Consider the following 23758-nt stretch of genomic DNA (forward strand, 5'->3'; position numbering starts at 1 on the left):
CGCCAAGGCGGGGGTCGCCGCGGTGCTCGCGGTCGCCGCCGCCGTGGGGCTGGCCTGGGCCTTCGCGGGGGACTCGGCCGAGCCGGCGGAGCCCTCGGCGAAACCGCCCGCCGCGCAGCCCGTCGTACCGCCGGAGCCCGCCCCGCCGAAGCCGTCACCGCCGAAGCCTCCGCCGCCGCCACCGAAGCCCGCTCCCCGGCCGCCCGCGCCCCCGGCCGCCGAGCGGCCCGTACCCCCGAAGCCGGCTCCGGCGAAACCTTCGCCCTCGGCCTCCCCCCGGCCGGCGCCCAGCCCGAAGCCGCCCCCGCCGAAGCCGGCGCCGACACCCCCGCCGTCCCCGTCGGTGTCGCCGAGCCCGCCCCCCGCGCCGACGGTCTACCGGCTCAGCCGGTTGCGCTACAGCCATCTCGGCGACGGCAGCGGCCCGGAGGTGCGTACGGGTGAGAGCGGCTGGCTCTGGCAGCGGTACGGGCTCTCGGTCGGCGGCAAGCGCTATGCGCACGGTGCGACGGTGCACGCCTCGTCGTCGGTGACCATCGATCTCAACCGCCGCTGCTCCAGCTATGACGCCGTGGTCGGGATCGACGATCTGATGGCGGGCTGGGGCGCGGCGCGGTTCGCGGTGTACGGGGACGGGCAGCGGCTGTGGCGGTCGCCGGTGGTACGCGCCGGTGACCCGGCGGTCCCGCTCCATGTGCCGCTCACCGGGCGGACCTCGATCCGGCTGGTGGTGACCCCGCACACCGCGCTGGACTCGGCGGTCCTGGCGGACTGGGCGGACTCGGCGATCAGCTGCGCCTGACCCCCGGGAGGTCACACGGGTGGGTCAGGAGCGGAGCGAGGGGCGGGAGGGGACACCGCCCGCGACGGCGCGGCTGCGCGGTGCCGCCGTACCGGTCCAGCAGGTGCCCCGCCGGGAGAGCAGCCTGCGCAGCCAGAGTTCGGTGGCGACCAGGTCGGCGAGGCCGTCGAGGGGCAGGGGTTCCCCCTCGGAGGCGGCGCGCAGGGCCTTGCGGACGACCCGGGCCTCGACGAGTCCGGCGTCGGCGAGCAGGGGTACGTCGAAGAGGGCCATCAGCTGGGGCAGTGAGGCGCGCAGTCCCTTGCGGGCGGTCTCGGCCGGGGAGGCCTGGGTGGGCAGCCCCCAGCCGGGCGGCACGGACCGTACCCCCGCTCCGGTCAGGACGGTACGGAGGATCTCGGCGCGGGCGCCGGGCCGGACCCGCAGGGACTCCGGCAGGTCGCGGCCGGCGCGGACGACCTGGTTGTCGAGGAAGGGGGTGTGCACCCGCTGGCCCCGGACCTCGGCGGCCTGTTCCAGGATCCGCTGGTCGGCGGCGTGGCGCTGGAGGGCGGCGCGGGCGCGGGCCTCGCCGGGGCGCTGCATGACGACGGGCCGGGTGGCGGCCTCGGCGAGCCGGACGGCGACCTCGGCCAGGGCCTCGCCGGTGAGCCAGCGGGCGGCGGGGCCGGGCCGGGACCAGGTCAGGGCGGCGAGGGAGGCGTCGAGGGGGCCGTTGGAGGGGGCGCGGCCGGTGGGCCGGTTGGCCTCGGTGAGGACTCCGGCGGCGGCTTCGAGGCCGGTGCGGTAGGGGGTACGGGCGAGTCGGCGGGCGGCCCGGTAGACGGTGAGCGGCACCAGGACCGACTGGGCGGTGGCGCCCTCGGCGCGGGTCAGGGCGGCGACGGGCCGCAGCAGATGGCGGCGTCTGCGGTCGAGGAGGAGGTCGGCGAGGCGGGCCGGGTGGGCGTCGAGGACCTGGCGGGCGCCCGCGCCGGTGAAGTGGTCGGCGCTGCCCGCCGCGAGTCTGCCCCGGTGGCGTTCGGCGAGGACGAGGGCGGGGGCGGGTTCGTCGGTGAGCGGGCCGCTCTCCAGCGCGGCGTAGGGCAGGCCCTCCTCGGCCGCAGCGACGACGACATGGTGGAGGCGGGGGTCGTCGGCGAGGGCGCGGGCGCGTTCGAGTTCGGCCTCCCGGCCGTCCTCGGTGAGGTCGTTGTAGGTGACGGCGAGGAGGCGTTCGCCGGCGGCGCCGGTGCCATGGCCCTTGAGGGTGCCGGGGCGGCCGGGGAGCCCGGCGGCGAGCAGGGCGAGGGTTCCGGAGGCGCTGCCGCCGGAGAGGTCGGCGCCGATGCCGGGGGCGGGGGCGCCGCGCCGGGCGCGCCGGTCGGCGGGGCCCATGCCGGGGACGGGTCCGGGGTCGGGCGACGGATGGCCGGGGGCGTGCCGGGGCGCGGTCAGCCGGGCGCGTACCGCGTCGATGAGGGCGTCCCGTACCCCTTCGACGGCCCGTTCGGCCTCGACCTGGGGGCCCGCGACGGCGAGCGAGGCGACGGGTTCATAGCCGGCGATCTCCCGTGCGCCCTCGCGGAGGATGAGGGCGTGGCCGGGCGGTATGCGGCGGACGCCCTCGTACGGGGTGGAGTCGCCGAGGGCCTCGGGGGTCTCGGGGCAGGCGAGCAGCGCGGCGAGGTGGCCGATGTCGAGCTGGGCCTCGATGAGGTCGGCGAGGGGGAGGGCGGCGGTGGCGTAGGCGGTGCCGCCGGCCCAGGGGGTGTGGAAGACGGGGCGGGCGCCCGCGAGGTCGCCGATGACGGTGACGCGCCGGCCGGTCTGGACGACGACGGTGTAGCTGCCGGGCCAGGAGGTGAGGTGGCGCAGGGCGCCGCCGCGGGCGGTGACGAGGGCGGCGCGGAGTTCGTCGTCGGTGGCGGCGCAGCAGCCGAGGACGGCCATCCGGGTGTGGGCGCCGGGGGTGGTGTGGGGGGCGCCGGGGGTCTGGCCGGGCGGGGGCGGCGCGGGGTCGAGGGCGAGGAGGCGTACCTCGTCGGGGCGCCAGTCGCCGACGGCCCAGAGGGGGTCGGGGTCGCCCCAGAGCGGCTGGGAGCCGACGGGCTGGACGGTGCGGCCCTCGTCGGGGTCGCCGACGTTCCCGGCGACGGGACCCGGGCCGGCGTCGAGGAGGGAGGAGACCGTGGGGAACACCGCGGCGCCGCTGCTCCAGCCCACCAACCACCGCATCGCCGCCTCCACAGGCTGTGGACAACTCTGGCCGCCCGGGAGCCTCAAGGGCGACGCGAACCTCCCGGGAACCTCGCTCCGGATCCCCGGTCCGTGCCGGGGTCCGGCGCGGGCGGAGGGCTCCCGGGTCGCCGCCCCGCGGTGTGCGCGATGCCCGGCGGTGCCGGGTGCCGTGCGGTCGCGGGGTGTCGCGGGAGCCTTCCGGGAGCCTCCGAGGGAGGGCGCACCCGGCCGTTCGGGACCATGCTGCCACGAAGGAGGCGCGCGGACGCGCTCCAGGGTCGCAGGTGCGAAAAGTGAATGCGCTCCCCACCTGCCGGAGTTGGCCGCGACGGCCCGGGTGATCACGGGTCATCGCACGCCGGGGGCAGGGGAGTTAAGGGGCAAGACGGACAGTAAGGATTCGGCCAATCTCTGGGGTCGGCCGGGCAGCACAGAGGGGCGCGCGGCCCCTGGTGACCAGGCGGAACCGTACGCTCCGGGCGCTGCGCCCAACAGCCCGGGAGGCGCAGCCCGCCTCCCGGACCGGTCCGCCGCCCACGGGGATCGAAGGCGGCGGCGTCCCCCGGCCCACTGGTTCCCGTACACAGCGGACCGACCCACGCAACACCCATGGAAACCGCTGCGCGGGTCACCCGGCAGAGCGCACGGGCGGGCGCACGGCCACACACACGGGGCACAGCGCGGCACACCCGGGTGACCCCGCCGCCCCGTGCCCGATTTCCGGAGGGGGCCTCCGGAGACAGGCAGCAATCTCGCCATACGGAACACCGCCTCTTAACGGTCGGGATGCGGCGAACTACGCTGTGTTTACTGATGTTCTGCACCGACGGGCATATTCCGGAGGGCTCGGCCAAGCGCTTTTGCAACCGGGACCGCGGACCGGGGGACGGGAGCCACCCGGCGGGGCAGTCCTCCGTACGCATGCCGCGCGCCGGACCGGGACGCGGCGGCCGTCCGTGTGTCGAGGGGTGGGCCATGTCCAGGGAGCAGCGCGGGCCGAATGAGAAGCTCGGCACGGTTCTCGCCCTCGCGGGGATCAGCAACGCCGGACTCGCCCGCCGGGTCAACGACCTCGGGGCACAGCGCGGGCTGACCCTCCGCTACGACAAGACCTCCGTGGCCCGGTGGGTGTCGAAGGGGATGGTGCCGCAGGGCGCCGCCCCCCATCTCATCGCCGCCGCGATCGGCGCCAAGCTGGGCCGCCCCGTGCCGCTGCACGAGATCGGTCTCGCCGACGCCGACCCCGCCCCCGAGGTGGGCCTGGCCTTTCCGCGCGATGTGGGCGCGGCGGTCAAGTCGGCGACCGAGCTGTACCGCCTCGACCTGGCCGGACGGCGGGCGGGCGGCGGCGGGATCTGGCAGTCGCTGGCCGGGTCGTTCTCCGTGAGCGCCTATGCCACCCCCGCGTCGCGGTGGTTGATAACACCCGCCGACTCCTCCGTGGAGCGGATACCGGAGCCGGGTCCTCCGGGGCCCGGTGAGACCGCTCCGGACGAGACGCACACCCGGGTGGGCCACAGCGATGTCGCCAAGCTGCGGGAGGCGGCCGAGGACGCGCGCCGCTGGGACTCCAAGTACGGCGGCGGGGACTGGCGTTCGTCCATGGTGCCCGAGTGCCTGCGGGTGGACGCCGCCCCGCTGCTGCTCGGCTCGTACTCCGACGAGGTGGGCCGGGCGCTCTTCGGCGCCACCGCCGAACTGACCCGGCTGGCCGGCTGGATGGCCTTCGACACCGGGCAGCAGGAGGCGGCGCAGCGGTACTACATCCAGGCGCTGCGGCTGGCACGGGCGGCGGCCGATGTCCCCCTCGGCGGCTATGTGCTGGCGTCGATGTCGCTCCAGGCGATCTACCGGGGCTTCGCGGACGAGGGCGTGGATCTCGCCCAGGCCGCCATCGAGCGCAATCGCGGCCTCGCCACCGCGCGCACCATGAGTTTCTTCCGGCTGGTGGAGGCGCGGGCCCATGCCAAGGCGAACGACGCCGTGGCGGCGGGCGCGGCGCTGCGGGCGGCGGAGGCCTGGCTGGAGCGCTCCCGTGCGGGCGACTCCGACCCGACCTGGCTGGGTTTCTATGGGTACGACCGGTTCTGCGCGGACGCGGCCGAGTGCTACCGCGATCTGAAGGCCCCCCGGCAGGTGCGGCGCTTCACCGAGCAGGCGCTGTCCCGGCCCACGGAGGAGTTCGTCCGCTCGCACGGGCTGCGGCTGGTGGTCAGCGCGGTCGCCGAGCTGGAGTCCGGGAATCTGGACGCGGCGTGCGCGGCGGGCACCCGGGCGGTGGAGGTCGCGGGGCGGATCTCCTCGGCGCGGACCACCGAGTACGTGCGCGATCTGCTGAACCGCCTGGAGCCCTATGGGGACGAGCCCCGGGTGGCGGAGCTGCGGGAGCGGGCCCGGCCACTGCTGATGGCGCCCGCGTAGCCGGCACCCCCGGCCCCGGGGCGCCCCGGAGATGCCGGGTGTGAAGCCGGGCCTCCCCGGGTACGAAGCCGGTCCTCCCGGGTACGAACCGGTGCGCTCCGGCCTTCCGGGGATCCGATTCGGCCTTCTTGGGGTCTACGAGGTGATCTGATCCGGCCTTCCTGGGTACGGGGTGATCCGATCCGGGTCGGTCCAGGTCGGTCCGGGGTCGGTCCAGGTCGGTCCGGGTCGTCCGAACGACGGTGTTCCCCCGGGCGGCGTGGGCGGGGCACGGGCGGGGCAGGGATAGCGGCGGAACTTGTGTGTACGGCTCCCTGGGCCCGTGCCGCCGGAGCGGCGCGGGCCCTCCCGCATGGGCCGCTCCGGCAGGGGGGACCGTACGGGAGGGCCCGGGTACGGACGGGCGGGCGGTCCGGGCGCGGTCGCGGCGGCCCCCGTGCGGTGCCGGGCGGAGCGGTCCGGTGGACGGCTCCGGGGGGCGTTGTCAGTGGGCGGGTGCAGTATCGGGGGTGGGAGGTGGCACGGGTGACGGCGACAGCGACGGCGGAGCCGGGCAGCAGGGCGACACCGGGGGCGGACACGGCGGCCGGGGCGGCGGAAGCGGCGCGCTCCGCGACGGCCCGCCCGGTGGCGGGCTCCGGAGGCGGCTTCGACTGCGATGTCCTGGTGATCGGCGGGGGGATCGTCGGGCTCTCCACCGCCCATGCCCTCACCCGGGCGGCCCCCGGGACCCGGGTGACCGTGCTGGAGAAGGAGCCCGCCCCCGCCCGCCACCAGACCGGGCGGAACAGCGGGGTGATCCACAGCGGCATCTACTACCGCCCCGGATCGCTGAAGGCCCGGTTCGCGGTGCGGGGCGCCGCGGAGATGGTCGCGTTCTGCGCGGAGCACGACATCCCGCACAAGGTCACCGGCAAGCTCATCGTCGCCACCGACCGCGAGGAGCTGCCCCGGCTGCACGCCCTCGTCCAGCGCGGCCGGGAGAACGGCATCCCGGTGCGGGAGCTGGGCCCCGCCCAGATCGCCGAGTACGAGCCGGAGGTCGTCGGGCTGGCCGCGATCCAGGTCGGGACCACCGGTGTGTGCGACTACGGCGCCGTCGCGGCCGAGCTGGCCCGGCTGCTCATGGAGGACGGGGCGCTGATCCACTGCGGCGAGGAGGTCACCGCGATCGACCGAAGACCCTGGGGGGTCGCCGTGCGGACCTCCACCGGCCGGGTGGTCCGCGCCCGCGCCCTGGTGAACTGCGCGGGGCTGCACTGCGACCGGGTGGCCCGGCTGGCCGGGGACGACCCGGAGATGCGGATCATCCCCTTCCGGGGGGAGTACTACGAACTGAGCGACCCCACCCGGGTGCGCGGGCTGGTCTATCCCGTGCCGGACCCGGCCTTCCCCTTCCTCGGGGTCCATCTGACCCATGGGATCGACGGCGGCGTCCATGTCGGGCCGAACGCGGTCCCCGCGGCCGCCCGGGAGGGATACCACCGAACCACCGTGCGCCCCCGGGAGCTGGCCCGGACCCTCGGCTGGCCCGGCACCTGGCGGATGGCGTCCCGGCACTGGCGGTACGGAGCGGGCGAGCTGCACCGCTCGCTGTCGAAGACCGCCTTCACCCAGGCGGTGCGGCGGCTGCTGCCCTCGGTGACCGAGCCCGATCTGCGGCCGGCCCCCTCGGGGGTACGGGCCCAGGCCGTGCTGCGGGACGGGAGCCTCGCCGACGACTTCCTGATCCAGGAGGCCCCCCGTACCGTCCATGTGCTGAACGCCCCGTCCCCGGCGGCGACCGCCTCGCTCCCGATCGGCCGGGAGGTGGCGGCCCGGGTGCTGCGACAGCTCTGACCTGCGGGGCCGCTCCGGACGACCAGCGGCACCGACCGGCGGCACCGGCACCCACCCACAAGGCACCGGATGCAAGGCACCGGGACAAGGCACGAGGCCTGCCGGGCCTGCCGGGCCTGCCGGGCCTGCCGGGCCTGCCGGGCCTGCCGGGCCTGCCGGGCCTGCCGCATGATCATGACGGCTCGCTCGCCCGCCCCCGTAGAATCGGAGGCACTGTGTCCGAGCTGAAGAACAACACCCCCGCACCCTCCGTCGCCGCGCCCGCCCGCGACCGGAGCCTGCCGCGCTTTCCCGGCGGCCCCGTCGCCGACCCTGCGGGCTCCCACCACGAGCGGCGCATCCGGAGCTTCCAGCCCCGGCGCAGCCGGGTGACCACCGGCCAGGGCGACGCCCTCCAGCGGCTCTGGCCCCTCTGGGGCATCGAGATCGACGGCCGGGACGGTCTCGATCTGCCGCGGCTCTTCGACGGGCTGCCCGTCGTGCTGGAGATCGGCTTCGGCATGGGCGAGGCCACGGCGCAGATGGCCGCCGCCGACCCCGGCACCGGCATCCTCGCCGTCGATGTCCACACCCCGGGCCAGGGCAATCTCCTCGGCCTCGCCGAGCGGAACGGTCTGTCCAATGTCCGCGTGGCCAACGGCGACGCGATCATCCTGCTGCGGGAGATGCTGCCGCCCGCCTCGCTGGACGGACTGCGGATCTACTTCCCGGACCCCTGGCCGAAGAAGCGGCACCACAAGCGGCGGCTGATCCAGACCGAGTTCCTGACCCTGGCCGCGGGAGCGCTGAAGCCGGGCGCGGTCCTGCACTGCGCGACCGACTGGGAGCCGTACGCCGAGCAGATGCTCGATGTCCTCTCCGCCCACCCCGACTTCGGGAACACCCAGGACGACGGGGGCTATGCGCCCCGGCCCGCCTTCCGGCCGCTGACCCGTTTCGAGGGCCAGGGCCTGAACAAGGGACATGTCGTGCACGATCTGCTGTTCCGCCGGGTGGAGGCCACGGCTCCGGACACCGTCTGAGCCCGCCCCGGGTCCGCCCCCGGTCCTCGCCCTCAGGCCCCGCCCCCAGGCCCCCATCGGGCCCTCCTCGGGCCCCTCGCGGGAAGTGCTTCGCCAGGTGTCGGTGCGCGTCGTTAGGGTCATTGGGTGCCCGAGCCGCTCCCGCACCACCCTCAGCCCAGCCCGACGGACCCCGAGCCCAGCGCCCGGGACCGCCGGGGCCCCGCCGTGCCCGCCCTCCGTCAGGAGCCGGTGTTCGACGCCGTACCCGAGCGGTCCCGCTGGCGCTATCAGCCCCGGCGGGCCTCCCGGCTCTGGCGCTCCAGAGCGATGCGGATCGGGGTCCTGGTCACCGCCCTCGCCCTGTGTGCGCTGGTGATCCTGGGGCTGGTGCGCAAGGAGACCGGCCACGAGGGGTTCCTCGTCGGTCTCGGCCTGGCAACCCTGCCGGTCCCGCTGCTGGTCACCGCCTTCCGCTGGCTGGACCGCGTCGAGCCGGCCCCCTGGCGGAACCTGATCTTCTCCTTCGCCTGGGGCGCCTTCGCCGCCGCCCTGATCGCGATCCTGGCCAACACCTTCGCGACCCGCTGGATAGCCACGGCCACCGCCGACCCCACCGGCGCCCACTCCCTCGGAGCCACGGTCGTCGCCCCGATCGTGGAGGAGAGCGCCAAGGCGGTGGCCATCGCCCTGCTCTTCTTCTTCCGCCGCAAGGAGTTCACCGGGGTGGTCGACGGCGTGGTCGTCGCCGGGCTCACCGCCACCGGCTTCGCCTTCACCGAGAACATCCTCTATCTGGGCAACGCCTTCGGCGAGGACCAGGCCCTGGGCTACTCCGGCCTGCCGGCGCTGACCGCGGCGACCTTCTTCGTACGGGTGGTGATGTCCCCGTTCGCCCATCCGCTCTTCACCGTCCTCGCCGGGATCGGCTTCGGCCTGGCCGCCACCGCCCCGCGCCACCGCAGGGCCCGCCGGATCCTGCCGCCGCTCGTCGGGGTGCTGCTCGCGATGGGGACCCACGCCCTGTGGAACGGCTCCGCCTCGTACTTCGGACCGCTCGGCTTCTACGCGGTGTACGGGATGTTCATGGTGCCCTCCTTCGCCCTGCTGACCTGGCTGGCGATCCGGTCCCGGCAGAACGAGCTGCGCACGATAGCCGCCGAGCTGCCGAAGTACGCCATCGCCGGATGGCTGGCCCCGGCGGAGCCGCAGGCGCTGTCCTCGATGAAGGCGCGCACGATGGCGCAGGGCGTGGCCCGGCACGCGCACGGCCCGGCGGCGGCCCACGCGGTCTCCGAGTACCAGCGGTTCGCGACCTCGCTGGCCTTTCTGCGGCACCGGGCGGAGCGGGGCACGGCGGGGCCGGACTTCACCGCCCGTGAGCAGGAGCTGCTGCACCACATGTGGCAGCGGAAGGCGGTGGCGGCACCCGCCCTGACCTATGCCGCGCGGGCGACGGGCCGGGTACTGGTCCCGCCGCCGCACCGGGACTACGAGACCTACAACCCGTACCGCGTCTGACTCGCCCACGGCCGGAAGCCGGGAGCCGGGAGCCGGAAAAGGGACCGGCGGCCCTGGCATCGGGGGGTGTGCACCAGGGCCGCCGGGGATCAGGGCGCGGCAGACCGACGACGCGGGTACGGGCGGGCGTCCGGGCATCGGGCCACGGGGGATCAGCGCGGGAAGAGCGCGGAAAAGAAGGGGAGCGGGGGTCCCGGTGGATACCGGGACCCCCGCGGAGATCAGGGGTTGAGGCCCTGGGCGCGCAGCCAGGCCATCGGGTCGACGGCCGCGCCGCCCCCGGTCTTGACCTCCAGGTGGAGGTGGTCCCCGCTGACATTGCCGGTCGCGCCGACGATGCCGATCGTCTGGCCCGCGCTCACCTGCTGGCCGGCGCTCACCGACATGGAGTGGAGGTGTGCGTAGAGGATCTCGGTGCCGTCGGGCAGCTTGAGCAGGATGCGGTAGCCGTACGGGCCCGCCCAGCCGGCCGCCGTGACCGTGCCGGTGCCGACGGCCTTGACCGGGGTACCCCGCTGGGCCGCGAAGTCCAGGCCGGTGTGCTGGCCCGAGGACCACATGGAGCCGGACTGACCGTAGGTGGCGGTGATCGTGTACGAGGAGGTGGGCAGCGCGAAGGCCTTGGCGAGCTTGGCCCGGCGCTCGGCCTCCTCCTTGGCCTTCCTCTCCCGCTCGGCCTTCTTCTTCTGCTCGGCCTTGGCCTTGGCCTCGGCCTTCTTCTTCTCCTCGGCCTTGCGCTCGGCAGCCTGCTCGGCCTTCTTGGCGTCGGCGGCGGCCTTCACCGCGGCGTCCCGCTCGGCGGCGGCGCGGGCGGCGTCGTCGGCGCTCGACTGCTGGTCGTCGGCCTGCGCCAGGATCCGGGAGCGCAGCGCCTCGGCGGCCGTCTGGCTGTCGGCCTGCTGGGCCGCGAGGCCCATCGCGGCGTAGGAGGCGTTCTCGTCGACGACCTCGGAGGAATCGTCGGAGCCCGGCATGAGCGAGCCCACATCGGGAAGGGATATGGAGACGGCGGGCTTGTTCTGCGCGGTGGCGATGCCACCCGCGCCGACCGCGGCGATCACGCCGACACCGAGCACCGTGGAGCTGCGGGCGAAACCGCCGCGCTGCTTCATCACACGATGGCGGTGACGACCGCGGACCGGGTGAACCGTTTCCTCAGTGGGGTTCCAGACACCGGGGGACGGAGCCGCCCCCTCGTCGCTGAAGACGCCGGGCCTGAAAGGCGTTTCCGGGGCAGGGCTGTTGGACGCCACCGAGGCGTGCTCCTTTCCTTCCTTCTCGCCTACCGGGTTAGCTGACGGGTTCGGAGCAGGAAGGTCTCCTACGGGCACCCTCCACCGCGGACAGCATGGTGGAAGAAGTCCGATTCACCCCAAAAGGTGGTTCCCCGGTTCCCTTGCGGGATTCGGCGCGTGCGCACGGCGCCGTCCTGACGACGGCTGGGACGACCGCGCTGCGTTATCGAACGTTAATAGACACGCGGACCGTATTCCAAGTTGTTCCGGTCGATCTTTAATCTCTTTGCCATCCACTTACCCCGACATATGAGGGCGGAATCGGGCGACTTGAACGACCGTCGGGACGGATCACATATCTGACGGTTTATCAATTGTTATCGGAGAGGTGTCCATCGGCTACGGAGCGTGCGTCTCCTTATGTCGCCTTCACCTCGCCGGGGCCGGGCGGACCGTCGTCGGTCGTCCTGCGGGTGGCCCCGAACCGCCGCCCGGTCCGCTGCTCCTCCGGCGGCCGGGCGACCGCGAGCAGCGCCATGTCGTCCGTGGCACCGCCCCCCGTATGCCGCCGCACATCGTCCAGGAGTTCGTCCAGCAGCTCCCCCGGACCCGGGAAGACCCGCCCCGCCAGCCGCGCGGCCGGATCGTAGAAACGCCCCGTCCCGTCCCGGGCCTCGGAGAGCCCGTCGGTGAAGAGAAAGAGGGTCGCCCCCGCCGGCAGCGGATACTCCTCGGCCCGGTCCGGCCAGGAGCCCAGCTCGACCATGCCCAGCGGCAGCGCCGCCTCGCTCGGTTCGAGCACATCCAGCGCCCCGTCGCCATGGAGCATCAGCGGCTCCGGATGACCCCGGTTGACCAGCCGGACGATCCCCGCGCCCCGGGGGATCTCGGCGAGGACCGCGGTGGTGAACGCCTCGACGGCGTCCAGCGTCTCCCGCCGCTGCGCCTCCCGGATCAGCGCCCGCTCCAGCCGCCCGGTCACCCCCTCCAGGGTGCCCTCCTGCTCGGCCGCCTCCCGGAACGCCCCGATCGCGACCGCGACCGCCTCCACCGCCCCGAGCCCCTTGCCCCGGACGTCGCCGACCACCAGCCGGACCCCGTACGGGGTGTCCTGGACGGCGAAGAGATCACCGCCGACGAAGGCGTCGGCGAGCGCCGCCTCGTACCGCGCGGCGATCCGCAGCCCACCGATCCGTTCGGCGGGGGTGGGCAGCACCGCGCGCTGCGCCGTCTCGGCGATCACCCGCGCGGAGGCCAGCTGTTCGCTGCCGCGCTGGATCACCCGGTTGATCAGCAGGGCGAGGCCGGAGACCGTGATCACGGTGACGAATTCGGTGTACGTGGTCGGCTCGTCCGCCGTGCCATTGGTGGAGTGGAGCGCGACCATCCCGACGGTCGCCACGACACCGGTCAGCAGGGTGGCCCGGAAGGAGAAGAACGGGGCGGCGATCAGCGGCGCCGCGGTGAAGATCGGGGCGGCCGTGTAGCGGGGCGGGGTGAGCAGGTCGAAGACGGTGCCGACCACGATCATCAGCGCGGGCAGCATCCGGACGAAGCGGCGACCGCCGCCGTCTCGCTCCTGCTCGGGCTGGGTCAAGGGGGCTCTCCTGTACCGGGGCACCGGTCCGCCGACCGCCGCGGACACGGTGACCGCGCCCTCTTCAGGCTGGCCGCAATCGGCGGGCGGGGCGAGCCACCACCGGCCAAGTGGGCGAGCGCCGCCACCCGGGCACCCGAACCCGGAAACGACCGTGGCCCGGCACTTCTGAACGAAGTGCCGGGCCACGGTCTCAGTAGCGGGGACAGGATTTGAACCTGCGACCTCTGGGTTATGAGCCCAGCGAGCTACCGAGCTGCTCCACCCCGCGTCGGTAAACCCAACTCTACGCCATGCGGAGCAAGATCCACTCCATTTTCGGGCGCGGGATGCGATCACTTTCAAAAATCGTGCGCGGGAGGGGTTCCGGGCGGCCGACCTGGTCCCGTTTGATCGGTTCTGCCCCCATTCATCGGGGCGGAGCGGACAGCGGGAGCCGGCGGCGGGAGCGGGCCGCCCGGACCGGACAGGGTCGTCACCCCGGGCGGAACAGGGTCGTCACCCGCCGTCGGTGAGGTTCCGCTCGGCGTACACGACCATCGCGTCGCGGACGAAGACCGCCGTACCGGCGCCGTACCGGTCGTAGTGCGCGGCGAAGCGATCGTCCCCGACATACAGCTCGCCCAGACCGAGGAAACGGTCCTTCGAGGGCGTCTCCATCGCCGACAGCCAGATGAACTGCCGATGGGCGAGCCGCTGCACCTCGTCACTGTCGACGGCGAGACCCCCGGCCAGGGCCCGGCCGAAGCCCTCGGCGATCGAGGTCTGCTCCTCGTGGTACTCGCGCCGCTGGGTGTCGTTCAGCGAACGCCACCACTGGTCACCGCGCTGGTACGCCTCCCGGCCCCAGCGTTCGGTCACCTCCTGTTCGTACCGTGCGTGGTCGAAACCGTCCAGTACGTCCTCGGGCATGAGGTCCTCTCCTCTCTCGATCTTGTGGAGAGTGGTCCGCACCGAGGCGATCTGCCGTCCCACGCGGTCGCGCTCCAGCTCCAGCAGCCGCAGATGGGTCCGGAGGGCGGCGCCGGTGTCCCGCTCCCCCTCCAGCACATCGGCGATGGCCGGCAGCCCGAGCCCCAGCTCACGCAGGAGCAGGATGCGCTGAAGCCGCAGCAGGGCCTCCGGCCCGTAGTAGCGATAGCCGTTGCGCCCCACCCGGGTCGGGGGCAGCAGCCCCAGATCCCCGTAATGCCGCAAGGTCCTGCTCGTCGTCCCGGCACGCCGGGCGATCTCCTGGATCGACCACTCCATGCCCGAAACGGTAGAAGTTGACGTTACGTAAAGGTCAACCCGGAATCCCCGGGACATCCACGGCGGGGGGCGGAAACGCGCCCGGGGCACCCGAAGGTGCCCCGGCGAGGGGCCCGGGTCCGTCCCCGGGCGGCGTTCGGTCAGGGGTCCGGAGCACCTCCGGACCCGGGGGTACTACGGCTGGACGGCGCCCGCGAGGCCCGCGACCGGGTCGGTGAGCACGGCGAGCTGGTCGGTGGCGGGGGCGGCCAGCTGGTTGGGCACATCCGTGACGGCACCCAGCTGCTGGAGCTGGCTCAGGTCGTTGACGCCGGTCAGCAGCTGCTCCACGGCGGATCCATGCGGGTTGGGAGCGGGCGGGGCGGGGGTGGTCGCGGGGGCGGCGGGAGCGGCGGCGGGTACGGGCGTGGCGACGGCGGTCCCGAAGGAGAGCACGGAGGCACCGGCGGCGAGAACGACGGCGGCGAGGGCGCGCTGAGTCTTGGTCATGCCGGGTCAAACGGCCGACAGGGGCTTGGGTCACGGGCCGGGAAGGGGGATTGACCCGCATGAGGCGGACATCTCGCCCGGGTCCCCCCGCCGGTGTGCCGGTGCGCACATCCGTCCGTCAGCGGCGGTCGCGCCGGACACCCGCCTGAGCCGTACGGGGCACCGCCGACGGGGCGGAACGGGTGAACTCCTGCCCCCATCCGGAGCAACCGTTCGTTTCGCTGCCCTGCTTCGGGGTGATCTGCCCCTATTCCCGGTGGCGTGATCACTTATCTGAGACAGATCGTTCCGACCCTTCGACCCGCTCGGACCGTTCCGACCACCCCGCCCGTTTCACCCCTTTCACCCGCTTCTACCGCCTCGACCACTCCCCCTCGCCCCCGTCGCCTCCGTCGCCTCCACCGTGTGCTGCCGTTCGTCGTGGGGTCGCTCACGCTGGCGCCGCTGCTGCTGACCGGCCCGGCGGGAGCGGCCGCATCGCCCGCACGGGCCGAGAGCGCGCGGTTGGGGGTGGCCGTCGGCCTGCTGACGGTCGGGACGGAGAGCCGGACCGGGTACGACCGGGACCTCTTCCGCCACTGGAACTCCGGGCTGAACCCGTCCGACGGCTGCAACACCCGTAACGAGGTCCTGATCGCGGAGGCCGTCACGGCGCCGACGGTCGGCGCCCGGTGCGCGCTGTCGGGCGGCGCCTGGTGGTCGTACTACGACGAGCAGCGGGTGACCCCGGCCTCCGCACTGGACATCGACCACATGGTGCCGCTGGCGGAGGCCTGGGACTCCGGCGCCCACTCCTGGACCCCGGCCCGGCGGCAGGCGTACGCCAATGACCAGGGGCAGGCGTCCTCGCTGGTCGCGGTCACCGCCCGGTCGAACCGTGCCAAGTCCGACCAGGACCCGGCCCAGTGGCTGCCCCCGGCCGAGAGCGCGCTGTGCCGGTACGCGGCGGAGTGGACCGCGACCAAACTCCGCTGGGGCCTGACCCTGGACGAGGCGGAGCAGGACCAGCTGCTGGTCATCGCCGCCGGGTGCACGACGACCACGGTGAGCTGGGAGCCCGCACCGTAGTCCGGCCGCCGGCCCCCGGACCCGTACCCACGGATTTCACGGTCCGGTGTACGGGCCCGGGGGCACCCGTCAGCCGGTGACGGCCGGGATGTCCTCGGGCGGGACCTCCGCCACCACGATGTACAGCGTCACCGACGCCAGGAACGGCCCGGTGGCCAGATGGTCCAGCCACGCCCGCCCCGCCTCCTCGGTGAGGAATCCGGCGGCGACCGCGCGCTCGGTGTTCCGCTTGAGCCCCAGCAGCTCATCGGCGGCGCGGACATCGCGGAGGACCGAGACCATGGGGAGCGCGACGGGCACGGTGAATCCGGCGCCGACGGCGAGCCGGGGCAGCTCCCGGCCGAGGGTTCCGTTCCGGATCCCCTGATCGGCGATATAGCGGGTGAAGGCCCGGGAGATCTCCCGGTCGGGGTGGTCGACGGTCAGCGAGTCCCAGTCCGGCTCGCCCATCACCAGCCGTCCGCCGGGGCGCAGCACCCGCCGGATCTCGGCGAGCGCCCCGGCGGGGTCGGCGACATGCTGGAGCACCCGGTCGGTACGGGCCCGGTCGGCGGAGGCGTCGGGGCAGGGCAGGCGGTGGAGATCGGCGACCCGGATGTCGACGGCGGGCAGGGCGGCGGTCCGTTCCCGGGCGCGGGCGGCCATCTCCTCGCTGATGTCGATGCCGATCACCTCGCCGGGGGCGCCCTGGGCGGTGGCCTCGCGGGCGAGGTCCGCGAGATCGGTGCCGGGCCCGCACCCGAGGTCGAGCACGGTGTCGCCGGGCCGGATCTCCAGGGCCTGGAGCAGGACGGGTTTGTAGGCCCGTCCCGCCTCGCTCGCGGCGACCCGGTCGAGGTAGTGCGTCTCGTCGGGGGGCACGGACTCGAAGACCTGCTCGGTCACCCGGGCCATCGAGCGGGCCTCCCGTTCCAGCACGGCCCGCCCCTGCGGGGTGATCCGTACCGGGCGGGCCCTGCCCGTACCCTCGACCGGCTCGACCAGTCCTTTGGCCTCCAGCCGGCCGAGGGCACCGTAGAGGCTGCCGGGGCCCAGCTTGGCCCCGGAGAGCTTCTCGATGGCGGTGTTGATCGCGTAACCGTGCAAAGGCCCGTCGACAAGGGTGCAGAGGACCAGTGTCCGGGCGTCCTGGGTGTGCATGGCGTCGATCATGCTTCGTGACGCGTACTACGCACCACGTACTATTCGGCCAACCGTCGGCCACCTGTCGGCCGACCGCCGGCCGGGCACCGGCGCCGGGGCCGTCCCTGTCACGCCCGTGCCGAGGGGCCGTTGGCGTCGGGCGTCACTGCGCTCCGGCGTCCTCCAGGTCCTTGAGCGCGTCGTCCAGCTCCTTGTCGACCGCGTCGGTCGCGTCCTCGCCCAGGCCGTCCAGATCCTTCGTCAGCTCCTCGGTCTTCTTCTTGGTGTACTCCTTGACCGCGTCGGCGCTCAGATCCTGGAGTTCCTTCTCGCTCAGCCCCTCGCAGGAGCCGGGACGCTTGTCGCCGGTCGGCATCCTGCCCTCGCCCGCGTCCTCCATCACCTTGAGCACGGCCGCCTTACAGGCCGCGGCGTCGCCCTTCTTCTCCCCGTCGTCACCGCAACCGGTGAGCACGGCGAGAAGAACGGCCGCAGCGGTCATCGTGGTGGTAGCCCTGGTACGCATGTCTCCCCCTGATGGTGGTGTGAAAAGCGGACGGTATCGCACCGCCAACTCCCCGCGCCGGGCGCCGAACGCCGTACCGCAGCGCGCCCGGCGCCGGACACGGGAGGCCGTACCGCGGCACCCCCGGCGCGGCGGTCGATGGGCGACCCGTCATCGACCTACGATCCCGGTCTCATGGCCATCGCGCCATGCGCCCCGCCCTACTTCCGAAGGAGTCTCCGTGTCCGCGACCCCGCTGACCTCCGCCGAACTCGACCGGGCCCTCGCCGACCTCCCCGGCTGGACCGTCCGGGACGGGCGGCTCACCGCCACCTTCACGACCGAGCGTTCCGCCGTTCCCTCGCTCTATCTGGCGGTGGCGGCGGCGGAGGACGAGGCCAACCATCACGCCGAGGTGACGATCCTGTACGGGACGGTGGGCTTCGCCCTCAGCACCCATGACGCCGGGGACACGATCACCGCCCTCGACACGGCCATGGCCGCGCGTCTGACCTCCCTGGTCACCGCGCGCGGCGCACGCCCGGCGAACGGCTGAACACGCGGCGAGCGCCCGGCGAGCGGCTGAACCGGTCAGGCCCCCGGTCGGGCCTCCGGTCGCGTCTCCGATCCGTCCCCCGGGCAGAAGGCCGCCTCCACGGCGGCCCGGAAACCGCCGGCCCACTCGCCGTTGGCGTTCAGCACCAGGGAGCGACCGCTCCTCTCGGCGATGTACATCCCGGAACGGGAGCCATGGATCCCTCCGGCGTGTCCCCACACGGCGACCCCGCACGACAGCTTCTGCCGGGCGATCCCGAGGCCGTACCGGGCGCCGCTCTCGGAGCTGGGCACGGTGGTGGTCAGCTCCGCCTGCTGGGCGGGGCGGAGCAGCCGGCCGGCCATCAGCGCACGGGCGAAGCGATGGAGGTCGCCCATCGTGGAGATCATGTCCCCGGCCGCCCAGCCCGAGGAGGCGTTCAACTCGGTGGCATCGTGCACCGTTCCGGCGGGGTCACCCCAGGGGACCTTGGTGTAGTGCCGCCCGGACGGGCCCGGCAGCGCCGTCGATCGCCGGGGCAATGAGGTGCCCCGCATCTCCAGTGGCCCCAGCAGCCGCCGCTCGACCTCGCGTTCGTAGGACCGTCCGGTGACCTTCTCGATGATCATCCCGGCGAGGATGTACTCCGTGTTGGAGTAGTTCCACCCCTTGCCGGGGGCGAACTCCGGCGCACCCCGCATGGCCCGGGCGACCAGGCTCTCGGGGGTGTGGCGGTGGAAGCGGTTCCGCAGGAAGTCCCGGCCGATGTAGCGGTCGAAGAACTCCTGGTCGGAGGCGTAGTCACGGATGCCGCTGGTGTGGTTGAGCAGCTGGCGGACGGTGATCTTCGCCCCGTCGTGGCCATGGCCCCGGACCGCGCCGGGCAGCCACTTCTCCACGGTGTCGTCAAGGTCGAGCCGCCCCTCGCCCTCCAGCTGGAGGACGACGACGGCGACCAGGCTCTTGGTGATCGAGCCGATACGGAAGCGGTCGTACGCCCGGCGCGGCTCCCCCGTCCGCAGATCGGCGACCCCGGCGTCCCCGCGCCAGACCCGCCCCCGGCCGTCCTCGACGGAGGCGATCACCCCGGGTATCCCCGCCCGCACCTCCGCCTCGATGACCCCCTGCACCCCGCTCCCCCGCTCCTCCCCGGCCCCCGCCGGCGCCGAGAGCAGCCCAACGGTGACGGCCGCGGCCAGTACGGTGCCGATCGCCCGCGCGGGCCCGTGGTTCTGCCGGGACATGCGACTCCCCTGTCTGCCGTTCCCCACCGCGCACCCACGCGGTCCCCCGACAGGACCCACCCCCGCCCCCTCGCGTTGCCCCCTCCCCGCCGCCGAGCCGAAATCCGGCCTTTCCCAAAACCCGGGTTCCCCCGTAGGGGCACCCCGGACCCCACCCGCGCCTCCTGGGCCCTGGGGCCGCCGCAGGCCCCTGGTCTGCGGGGACGCGTTGCCGAGGACGACCGAAAACCTTCGCGTACACGGGAGTTAAGAGCTTTAAGCGCATCGATCGCCTGGTCCTGGTCAAGGCCCCGAAGCCACTCGCTGCTTAAAGCCGTTAAACGAAGGGCCCCACTTCACGGGCCGTCGCGGCGGCAGAGGACGGGCCAGCGCCGGGGGATCTTCCCCCGGCGCCACCGGCTGCCTACGATCCGGGTCCATGGAGGCTCAACGGTTCGTGCGCTTCGCGTCGCCCGGTGCGGTCCGGCACGGCCGGGTGAACGGCACCACGGTGGAGGTGCTGGACGGGGACCCGGTACGGGAGGAAGCCCGGCCCATCGGGCGCTCGGTCCCCCTGGACGCCCTACGGCTTCTCGCCCCCGTCCAACCCGGGAAGATCGTGGCCGTGGGCCGGAACTACGCCGATCACATCGCCGAGATGGGCATGGGCGCACCGGCCGTGCCCCGGCTCTTCTTCAAGCCGCCGTCCGCCGTGATCGGGCCGGGTGAGCCCATCCGCTATCCGGCGCAGTCCCGGCAGGTGGAGTACGAAGCCGAACTCGCCGTCGTCATTGGCCGCACCACCCGGGACGTTCCGGCCGCCGAAGCGCTCTCCCAGGTGTTCGGCTACACCTGCGCGAACGATGTGACCGCCCGGGACATCCAGAAGGCGGACGGCCAGCCCTCCTGGGCCAAGGCGTTCGACACCTTCTGCCCCCTCGGCCCCTGGATCACCACCGGCCTCGACCCGGCGGACCTGGAGATCGAGTGCCATGTCAACGGCGAACGCCGCCAGCACGCCCGTACCGCTCAGCTGCTCACCCCGGTCGCCGACCTGATCGCTTACATCAGTGCCGCCGTCACCCTGGACCCCGGCGACATCATCCTCACCGGCACCCCCGCCGGAGTGGGCCCGGTCCTCCCCGGCGACACCGTGGAGGTCTCCGCCACCGGCATCGGCACCCTGACCAACCCGGTCGCCTCAGCCGCGCGGTAGCCCGTCCCCCTCCACCCGTGCATGGGTAGGCGGCGTGAGGGACCCATCAGCGATCGACTGGTCAAGGCACTCAAAGCGCTGGCCGTTTAAACCATTAAGCGGTCCCCCCTGCTGGAACGAGCCCTGGTGTAGAGGGCGTACAGCATCAGGAGCCGGGCCTCCCACCCACGCACGAGCACACGGAAGGCCCACCTTGGCCTTAAGGCTCTCCGACCCTTACCTTTCCCCAACAGCCCAGCCAGTAGGGGCACCAATGCCACCCGTTCCACTTCCGAGTGGCCCCATGCTGCCGCATCCGCTCACGCAGGCGGCAACCCTGTACAGAAGACAACACCCTTCGAAGATGCCCAACACTCCTGTGTTGGTGCCTATATTTTCCTCTACTTTCCTCTAGCTTCCTGGCCGCCGAACCTCCGCCCCGCGCACGCGGGGGTGATCCAAATCCGCTTGGCGGGACTTGCCAAGCCGCTGAGTCGTCCCCGCATCTGCGGGTCATCAACACGCGCGTGGCGTTGAACCGGGTGCCCCGGTTCAACGCCACGCGTGTCTCCACGTCCAGGCAGCGCCACACAACTGAATGATGCTCGCGCACCAGCCCGAGCTTCAGACAGCAGGTATTCACCACCAAGTGGATTGTTCCTACATGGGGAGAGACTCCCCGCCAGAGAACTCGTTCCCCCAGGCAGAGAGAGCCCGAGTGGGCCATCTTCGATTCCACGGGAGAGATACATGCTCGTCATCGTGCTGGAACATCACGAGCCTTGGTGGTCTAACCCCGGCTGGTGGCATCTTGCCGCCAGCCTGGCTGCCGCCATGATCCAGTAAGCAGTCACGGCCTCAGCAAGCCCTCATGACTTGCTGAGGCTGTTTCTCATCCGTGCCATGTGCCCAGGCTCCAACCTGGCCCAGCCGGGTTGGAGAGCCAGACGCGTTGTTCGCCAACGCTGATGGTGATGCCGTAGTCGTCGGGAGCGGGGCGGTCGGCGATCAGGTAGGTCCGGTGAGCCTCTTCAAGGAGGCCCCAAAGAGGTCGGGGCCCCGCCTCGGTCACCGTGGTGTCGGGGTGGGCGCGGGCGATGGAGCCGTCGGGGTGCCAGACGCGGGCGCCGGTGATCTGGCCGTTCTCGCTCAAGTCGTACTGCCAGGTGAGGCCGGGGACGGCGATGCCGGCGAGGAAGCGGAAGTGGTTGTCGGCGATGGCCTCGGCGGGAAGCGTGGAAGGGCGGCCAGGGCCGGTGGGCAGGCGGGGACGGCGGGGCGGAACGCCGTCGGTCGGGGTGTGGCGGAGGGGCATGAAGAAGGCGCCGTGGGGGAGGAAGCGGCCCGTAGCCGTGCCCGGTCCCGTGGGGTGGATGCGGGCGAGGGCGTTGCCGAGCGGGGCGAGGAGGAAGCCGTCGTCCGTGAGCTGCTGGAGCAGGGCCGGGGGGACGGTGGACAGGCCGCAGGTGACGATGATCCGGTCGTAGGGGGCACGGTCGGGGGCGCCGAGGGAGCCGTCGCCGGTGATCACGGTGGGCCGGTATCCGGCGGTGGCCAGGCGTTCGCGGGCGGGGCCGGTGATTTCCTCGGCGATGTCGACGGTGGTGACACGGTCCTCACCGAGGCGGTGGGCGAGGAGGGCGGCGTTGTAGCCGGTGCCGGCGCCGATCTCCAGGACGTTCATCCCGTCCGCCACAGCAAGCGATTCGAGCATGGTGGCCATGAGGGACGGCTGGGAGCTGGACGAGGTCGCGGCCCCGTCCGTGCGGTGGGTGACCAGACTGCGGTCCTCGTGGACGGCGGTGAACCATCGTTCGTCGCCGGAGACGCGCTCCCCGGAGGGTGCGTAGAAGTACGGGACGAAGACGTGGCGGGGGACTTCTTCGAAGGCCCGGCGCCAGTCCGGGTCGGTGAGGTCGCCCGCGTCGGTGAGGGCCTGGGCGAGGGCGTGGCGGGCCCCGGCGGCGGCCTGATCCGTGAAAGCGCTCGTCATCGGCGGGTGGAGCCTTTCTGAAGGAGATCGGCGATGGCGTGGGTGATCGGTTCGCGGGTGGGTTCGATCCAGGCCCACTGCCCTCCCGCGTTCACGTCGACCAGGTAGTGCACGCCCCGGGTGTCCACGATGAAGTCGAGGGCGGCGAAGACCAGGCCGAGGCGGCGCATCATCTCGCTTACCGCGCCCCCGATCGAGGCAGGCAGATGGACGGCGGTGTGGGTGAAGGCGTCGGAGTCCTGGCGCCAGTCCGGCCCGGTGTGCCCAACCGGGGCGTGGATCGCGGCGGCGAAGAGCCGTCCGACGACGACGGCGACGCGGACCTCGTACGCCCGGTCGGTGATCTCCCGCGGGAAGAGGTGCGCGGTCAGCGCGATCCGGGGGTCGCGCCACTGCTCCTCGGGGACGCGGCGGGTGTAGAGCTGGCCCCGGGTCCCGCCCTCGGTGTGGACGATCCCGCCGAGCACCTTGGTCACGATGCGTCCGCCGCACCGCCGGGCGAACGACGGCACGGCGGCCGGATCATTGGTGATCAGCGTCTCCGGCACCTGGAGCCCGCTGGCCACGGCGGCGGCCAGGTGCACCGGCTTGGTGCAGTCGACGTTCGCCTGCGGCCGGTTCACCCACAGCACCCCGGGCAGCGAGCCGAGGACGGTGATCGCCCGCTTGGCCTGCCCGACCGCGAAGCGGCGCTCCGGGCCACTCATCGACTCCGGCAGCTCGTGAACGGTGGGCTTGCGCCACCACACCGCCCGTAGCTCCGATAAGTCGACACCTCGGGCGTCATCGTGCAGAGAACCGGTCCACCGGCCGTGAGCCCCCAGCTCCGTACGGAGAGTGGTGCGGGTGGGGAAGTCGGCGAGGTCGGTCCGCCAGAACGGGACCCGCCGCTCGTTCAGCTCGCGCAGGACGAAGTCAGCGGTGGGGTCCAGGGCGTGGGTGACGACGAGCACGCGCGGCGGGAGTCCGCCGCGCGTGCCCTGACTGGCGCGGAACGTCATCAGTCGTCGTACTCGTCGTCGTTCTGGTCCGTGTCGACGGCGATGGCGTCCTTGCCGTCCGACTCGGTGTTGCACGAGGTCTTGCTCATGGTGGGGTGGGCGCCGGTCGGGAGGCCATCGATCAGGGAGAGCTGGCTGACCGGGTCCACGGTCAGCACCGGACGGTGGCCATGGACCGGCATCGGGTTGGTCAGGCTGTCCAGCCCGAACGGCCGCGTCTCGGCCAGTCCGGCCGGCTCGGCAGCGATCTCGTGTGACAGGGACGGGACGCGTTCCAGCAGGAGCGACATGAAGGGTTTCCCTTTCGTCGTAGTGGTGCTCGGGCGGTCCCCTGGCCATGGGCCAGGGGATGTGCGCCCCGGGCAGAGGTCCGGCAGGTGGGTCTGTCCCCTGCCCGGGGCAGTCTCAGGAAGCGGCGGACGGCTCGGTGTCGGCGGCGACTACCGGCATGGGCTTCATGGGCGAAGCCGCGTCGACCACCTGCGGGGTGAGGAGGAGGAAGGGCGGTACGACACCGATGACGCCGAGCAGCAGAGCGGCGAGACCGGGGCGCGAGGGGCGGTCGGCGGCGTGCCTGCCGCTCATCGCGCGCCGCCCAGGGAGAGGAACACCGTCCGCTCGTCGGCCGTACAGCGAGTGGGGTCGCCGTGGCGGCTGCGAAACACCCGCACGGCCTCGGAGGGCCGTACCCGGTCGTCGGTACGGGGCCCAGACTCCCGGGGGCTTTCGTGTGCGGCGTC

20 protein-coding genes, 1 tRNA gene and 1 riboswitch are annotated in these 23758 nt (G+C 73.1%); of the genes, 8 read left to right on the plus strand and 13 right to left on the minus strand.

Annotated elements, in window-relative coordinates; all coding sequences use genetic code 11:
• Positions 1–802, plus strand: an 802-nt coding sequence (locus ABT354_RS34355; protein WP_351501219.1) for an NPCBM/NEW2 domain-containing protein, incomplete at its 5' end; no start/stop codon positions are given.
• A 24-nt stretch (positions 803–826) separates the two neighbouring features.
• Here the strand turns inward: ABT354_RS34355 and ABT354_RS34360 are convergent.
• A complete protein-coding gene (locus tag ABT354_RS34360; protein WP_351501221.1) occupies positions 827–3019 on the minus strand; it encodes an asparagine synthase-related protein in 2193 nt (730 codons plus the stop codon).
• Positions 3020–3997: 978 nt separating this feature from the next.
• On the opposite strand from ABT354_RS34360, the gene ABT354_RS34365 reads away from it, so the two are divergent.
• From ABT354_RS34365 to ABT354_RS34380, 4 genes are all read left to right on the plus strand, one after another.
• Positions 3998–5443: an NsdA family TPR-like regulatory protein gene (locus tag ABT354_RS34365; RefSeq protein ID WP_351501223.1), complete on the plus strand. Its 1446-nt coding sequence runs from the start codon at positions 3998–4000 to the stop codon at positions 5441–5443.
• Positions 5444–6070: 627 nt separating this feature from the next.
• Complete coding sequence (lhgD, locus tag ABT354_RS34370) at positions 6071–7282, plus strand: L-2-hydroxyglutarate dehydrogenase (RefSeq protein WP_351501311.1); 1212 nt, start codon at positions 6071–6073, stop codon at positions 7280–7282.
• A 215-nt stretch (positions 7283–7497) separates the two neighbouring features.
• A complete protein-coding gene (gene trmB, locus ABT354_RS34375; RefSeq protein WP_502983555.1) occupies positions 7498–8304 on the plus strand; it encodes a tRNA (guanosine(46)-N7)-methyltransferase TrmB in 807 nt (268 codons plus the stop codon).
• 126 nt (positions 8305–8430) lie between these two features.
• Positions 8431–9804 (plus strand): PrsW family intramembrane metalloprotease, encoded by a 1374-nt coding sequence (locus tag ABT354_RS34380; protein ID WP_351501225.1) that lies wholly within the window; start codon positions 8431–8433, stop codon positions 9802–9804.
• 221 nt (positions 9805–10025) lie between these two features.
• Here ABT354_RS34380 and ABT354_RS34385 read toward each other — a convergent pair whose 3' ends face one another.
• From ABT354_RS34385 to ABT354_RS34405, 5 genes are all read right to left on the minus strand, one after another.
• The gene (locus ABT354_RS34385) at positions 10026–11057 is read right to left on the minus strand and encodes a M23 family metallopeptidase (protein ID WP_351501227.1); all 1032 of its coding nucleotides are present in this window, start codon (positions 11055–11057) and stop codon (positions 10026–10028) included.
• 11 nt (positions 11058–11068) lie between these two features.
• Positions 11069–11225: riboswitch (cyclic di-AMP (ydaO/yuaA leader) on the minus strand.
• A gap of 232 nt (positions 11226–11457) precedes the next feature.
• Positions 11458–12636, minus strand: coding sequence for a PP2C family protein-serine/threonine phosphatase (locus tag ABT354_RS34390; RefSeq protein ID WP_351501229.1), 1179 nt, complete (start codon positions 12634–12636; stop codon positions 11458–11460).
• Positions 12637–12833: 197 nt separating this feature from the next.
• Positions 12834–12907: transfer RNA gene (locus tag ABT354_RS34395), tRNA-Met, on the minus strand.
• A gap of 227 nt (positions 12908–13134) precedes the next feature.
• Positions 13135–13887: a MerR family transcriptional regulator gene (locus ABT354_RS34400; RefSeq protein ID WP_351501231.1), complete on the minus strand. Its 753-nt coding sequence runs from the start codon at positions 13885–13887 to the stop codon at positions 13135–13137.
• Positions 13888–14061: 174 nt separating this feature from the next.
• A complete protein-coding gene (locus ABT354_RS34405) occupies positions 14062–14376 on the minus strand; it encodes a hypothetical protein (RefSeq protein WP_351501233.1) in 315 nt (104 codons plus the stop codon).
• 405 nt (positions 14377–14781) lie between these two features.
• Between ABT354_RS34405 and ABT354_RS34410 the strand changes: the two genes are divergently transcribed.
• On the plus strand, positions 14782–15444 hold the full coding sequence (locus tag ABT354_RS34410) for an HNH endonuclease family protein (protein ID WP_502983556.1): 663 nt from the start codon (positions 14782–14784) through the stop codon (positions 15442–15444).
• Between the two features lie 69 nt (positions 15445–15513).
• Here the strand turns inward: ABT354_RS34410 and ABT354_RS34415 are convergent, their stop codons facing one another.
• The gene (locus ABT354_RS34415; protein WP_351501235.1) at positions 15514–16584 is read right to left on the minus strand and encodes a methyltransferase domain-containing protein; all 1071 of its coding nucleotides are present in this window, start codon (positions 16582–16584) and stop codon (positions 15514–15516) included.
• A 145-nt stretch (positions 16585–16729) separates the two neighbouring features.
• Positions 16730–17092, minus strand: a complete 363-nt coding sequence (locus ABT354_RS34420; RefSeq protein ID WP_351501237.1) for a hypothetical protein — start codon at positions 17090–17092, stop codon at positions 16730–16732.
• Positions 17093–17312: 220 nt separating this feature from the next.
• On the opposite strand from ABT354_RS34420, the gene ABT354_RS34425 reads away from it, so the two are divergent.
• Entirely contained in the window at positions 17313–17627 is a 315-nt protein-coding gene (locus tag ABT354_RS34425) for a 4a-hydroxytetrahydrobiopterin dehydratase (RefSeq protein ID WP_351501239.1), read from the plus strand.
• 35 nt (positions 17628–17662) lie between these two features.
• On the opposite strand, the gene ABT354_RS34430 is transcribed toward ABT354_RS34425, so the two are convergent.
• Positions 17663–18850: a serine hydrolase domain-containing protein gene (locus ABT354_RS34430; RefSeq protein ID WP_351501241.1), complete on the minus strand. Its 1188-nt coding sequence runs from the start codon at positions 18848–18850 to the stop codon at positions 17663–17665.
• 418 nt (positions 18851–19268) lie between these two features.
• Here ABT354_RS34430 and ABT354_RS34435 point away from each other — a divergent pair, with 418 nt between their 5' ends.
• Positions 19269–20045: a fumarylacetoacetate hydrolase family protein gene (locus ABT354_RS34435; protein WP_351501243.1), complete on the plus strand. Its 777-nt coding sequence runs from the start codon at positions 19269–19271 to the stop codon at positions 20043–20045.
• A gap of 871 nt (positions 20046–20916) precedes the next feature.
• Here ABT354_RS34435 and ABT354_RS34440 read toward each other — a convergent pair.
• The 4 genes from ABT354_RS34440 to ABT354_RS34455 all read right to left on the minus strand — a co-directional run bounded on the left by ABT354_RS34440 (position 20917) and on the right by ABT354_RS34455 (position 23603).
• A complete protein-coding gene (locus ABT354_RS34440; RefSeq protein WP_351501245.1) occupies positions 20917–22017 on the minus strand; it encodes a methyltransferase domain-containing protein in 1101 nt (366 codons plus the stop codon).
• Positions 22014–23018, minus strand: a complete 1005-nt coding sequence (locus tag ABT354_RS34445; RefSeq protein WP_351501247.1) for an MvdC/MvdD family ATP grasp protein — start codon at positions 23016–23018, stop codon at positions 22014–22016. Before ABT354_RS34445 ends, ABT354_RS34440 begins: the two co-directional genes overlap by 4 nt.
• Entirely contained in the window at positions 23018–23308 is a 291-nt protein-coding gene (locus ABT354_RS34450) for a hypothetical protein (RefSeq protein WP_351501249.1), read from the minus strand. The genes ABT354_RS34445 and ABT354_RS34450 overlap by 1 nt, the downstream gene beginning before the upstream one ends.
• A gap of 115 nt (positions 23309–23423) precedes the next feature.
• Entirely contained in the window at positions 23424–23603 is a 180-nt protein-coding gene (locus tag ABT354_RS34455) for a hypothetical protein (RefSeq protein WP_351501251.1), read from the minus strand.
• Between the last annotated feature and the right edge of the window lie 155 nt (positions 23604–23758).

It is taken from the genome of Streptomyces sp. NPDC000594 (genome assembly GCF_040299965.1).
GTDB lineage: Bacteria > Actinomycetota > Actinomycetes > Streptomycetales > Streptomycetaceae > Streptomyces.

What these genes read in the sequence shown, in the direction of transcription:
- ABT354_RS34360 (WP_351501221.1), bottom strand. Translation starts at nt 3,019, where the DNA reads ATGCGGTGGTTGGTGGGCTGGAGCAGCGGCGCCGCGGTGTTCCCCACG.
- ABT354_RS34365 (WP_351501223.1), top strand. Translation starts at nt 3,998, where the DNA reads ATGTCCAGGGAGCAGCGCGGGCCGAATGAGAAGCTCGGCACGGTTCTC.
- ABT354_RS34400 (WP_351501231.1), bottom strand. Translation starts at nt 13,887, where the DNA reads ATGGAGTGGTCGATCCAGGAGATCGCCCGGCGTGCCGGGACGACGAGC.
- ABT354_RS34405 (WP_351501233.1), bottom strand. Translation starts at nt 14,376, where the DNA reads ATGACCAAGACTCAGCGCGCCCTCGCCGCCGTCGTTCTCGCCGCCGGT.
- ABT354_RS34415 (WP_351501235.1), bottom strand. Translation starts at nt 16,584, where the DNA reads ATGCACACCCAGGACGCCCGGACACTGGTCCTCTGCACCCTTGTCGAC.
- ABT354_RS34420 (WP_351501237.1), bottom strand. Translation starts at nt 17,092, where the DNA reads ATGCGTACCAGGGCTACCACCACGATGACCGCTGCGGCCGTTCTTCTC.
- ABT354_RS34430 (WP_351501241.1), bottom strand. Translation starts at nt 18,850, where the DNA reads ATGTCCCGGCAGAACCACGGGCCCGCGCGGGCGATCGGCACCGTACTG.
- ABT354_RS34435 (WP_351501243.1), top strand. Translation starts at nt 19,269, where the DNA reads ATGGAGGCTCAACGGTTCGTGCGCTTCGCGTCGCCCGGTGCGGTCCGG.
- ABT354_RS34440 (WP_351501245.1), bottom strand. Translation starts at nt 22,017, where the DNA reads ATGACGAGCGCTTTCACGGATCAGGCCGCCGCCGGGGCCCGCCACGCC.
- ABT354_RS34445 (WP_351501247.1), bottom strand. Translation starts at nt 23,018, where the DNA reads ATGACGTTCCGCGCCAGTCAGGGCACGCGCGGCGGACTCCCGCCGCGC.
- ABT354_RS34450 (WP_351501249.1), bottom strand. Translation starts at nt 23,308, where the DNA reads ATGTCGCTCCTGCTGGAACGCGTCCCGTCCCTGTCACACGAGATCGCT.
- ABT354_RS34455 (WP_351501251.1), bottom strand. Translation starts at nt 23,603, where the DNA reads ATGAGCGGCAGGCACGCCGCCGACCGCCCCTCGCGCCCCGGTCTCGCC.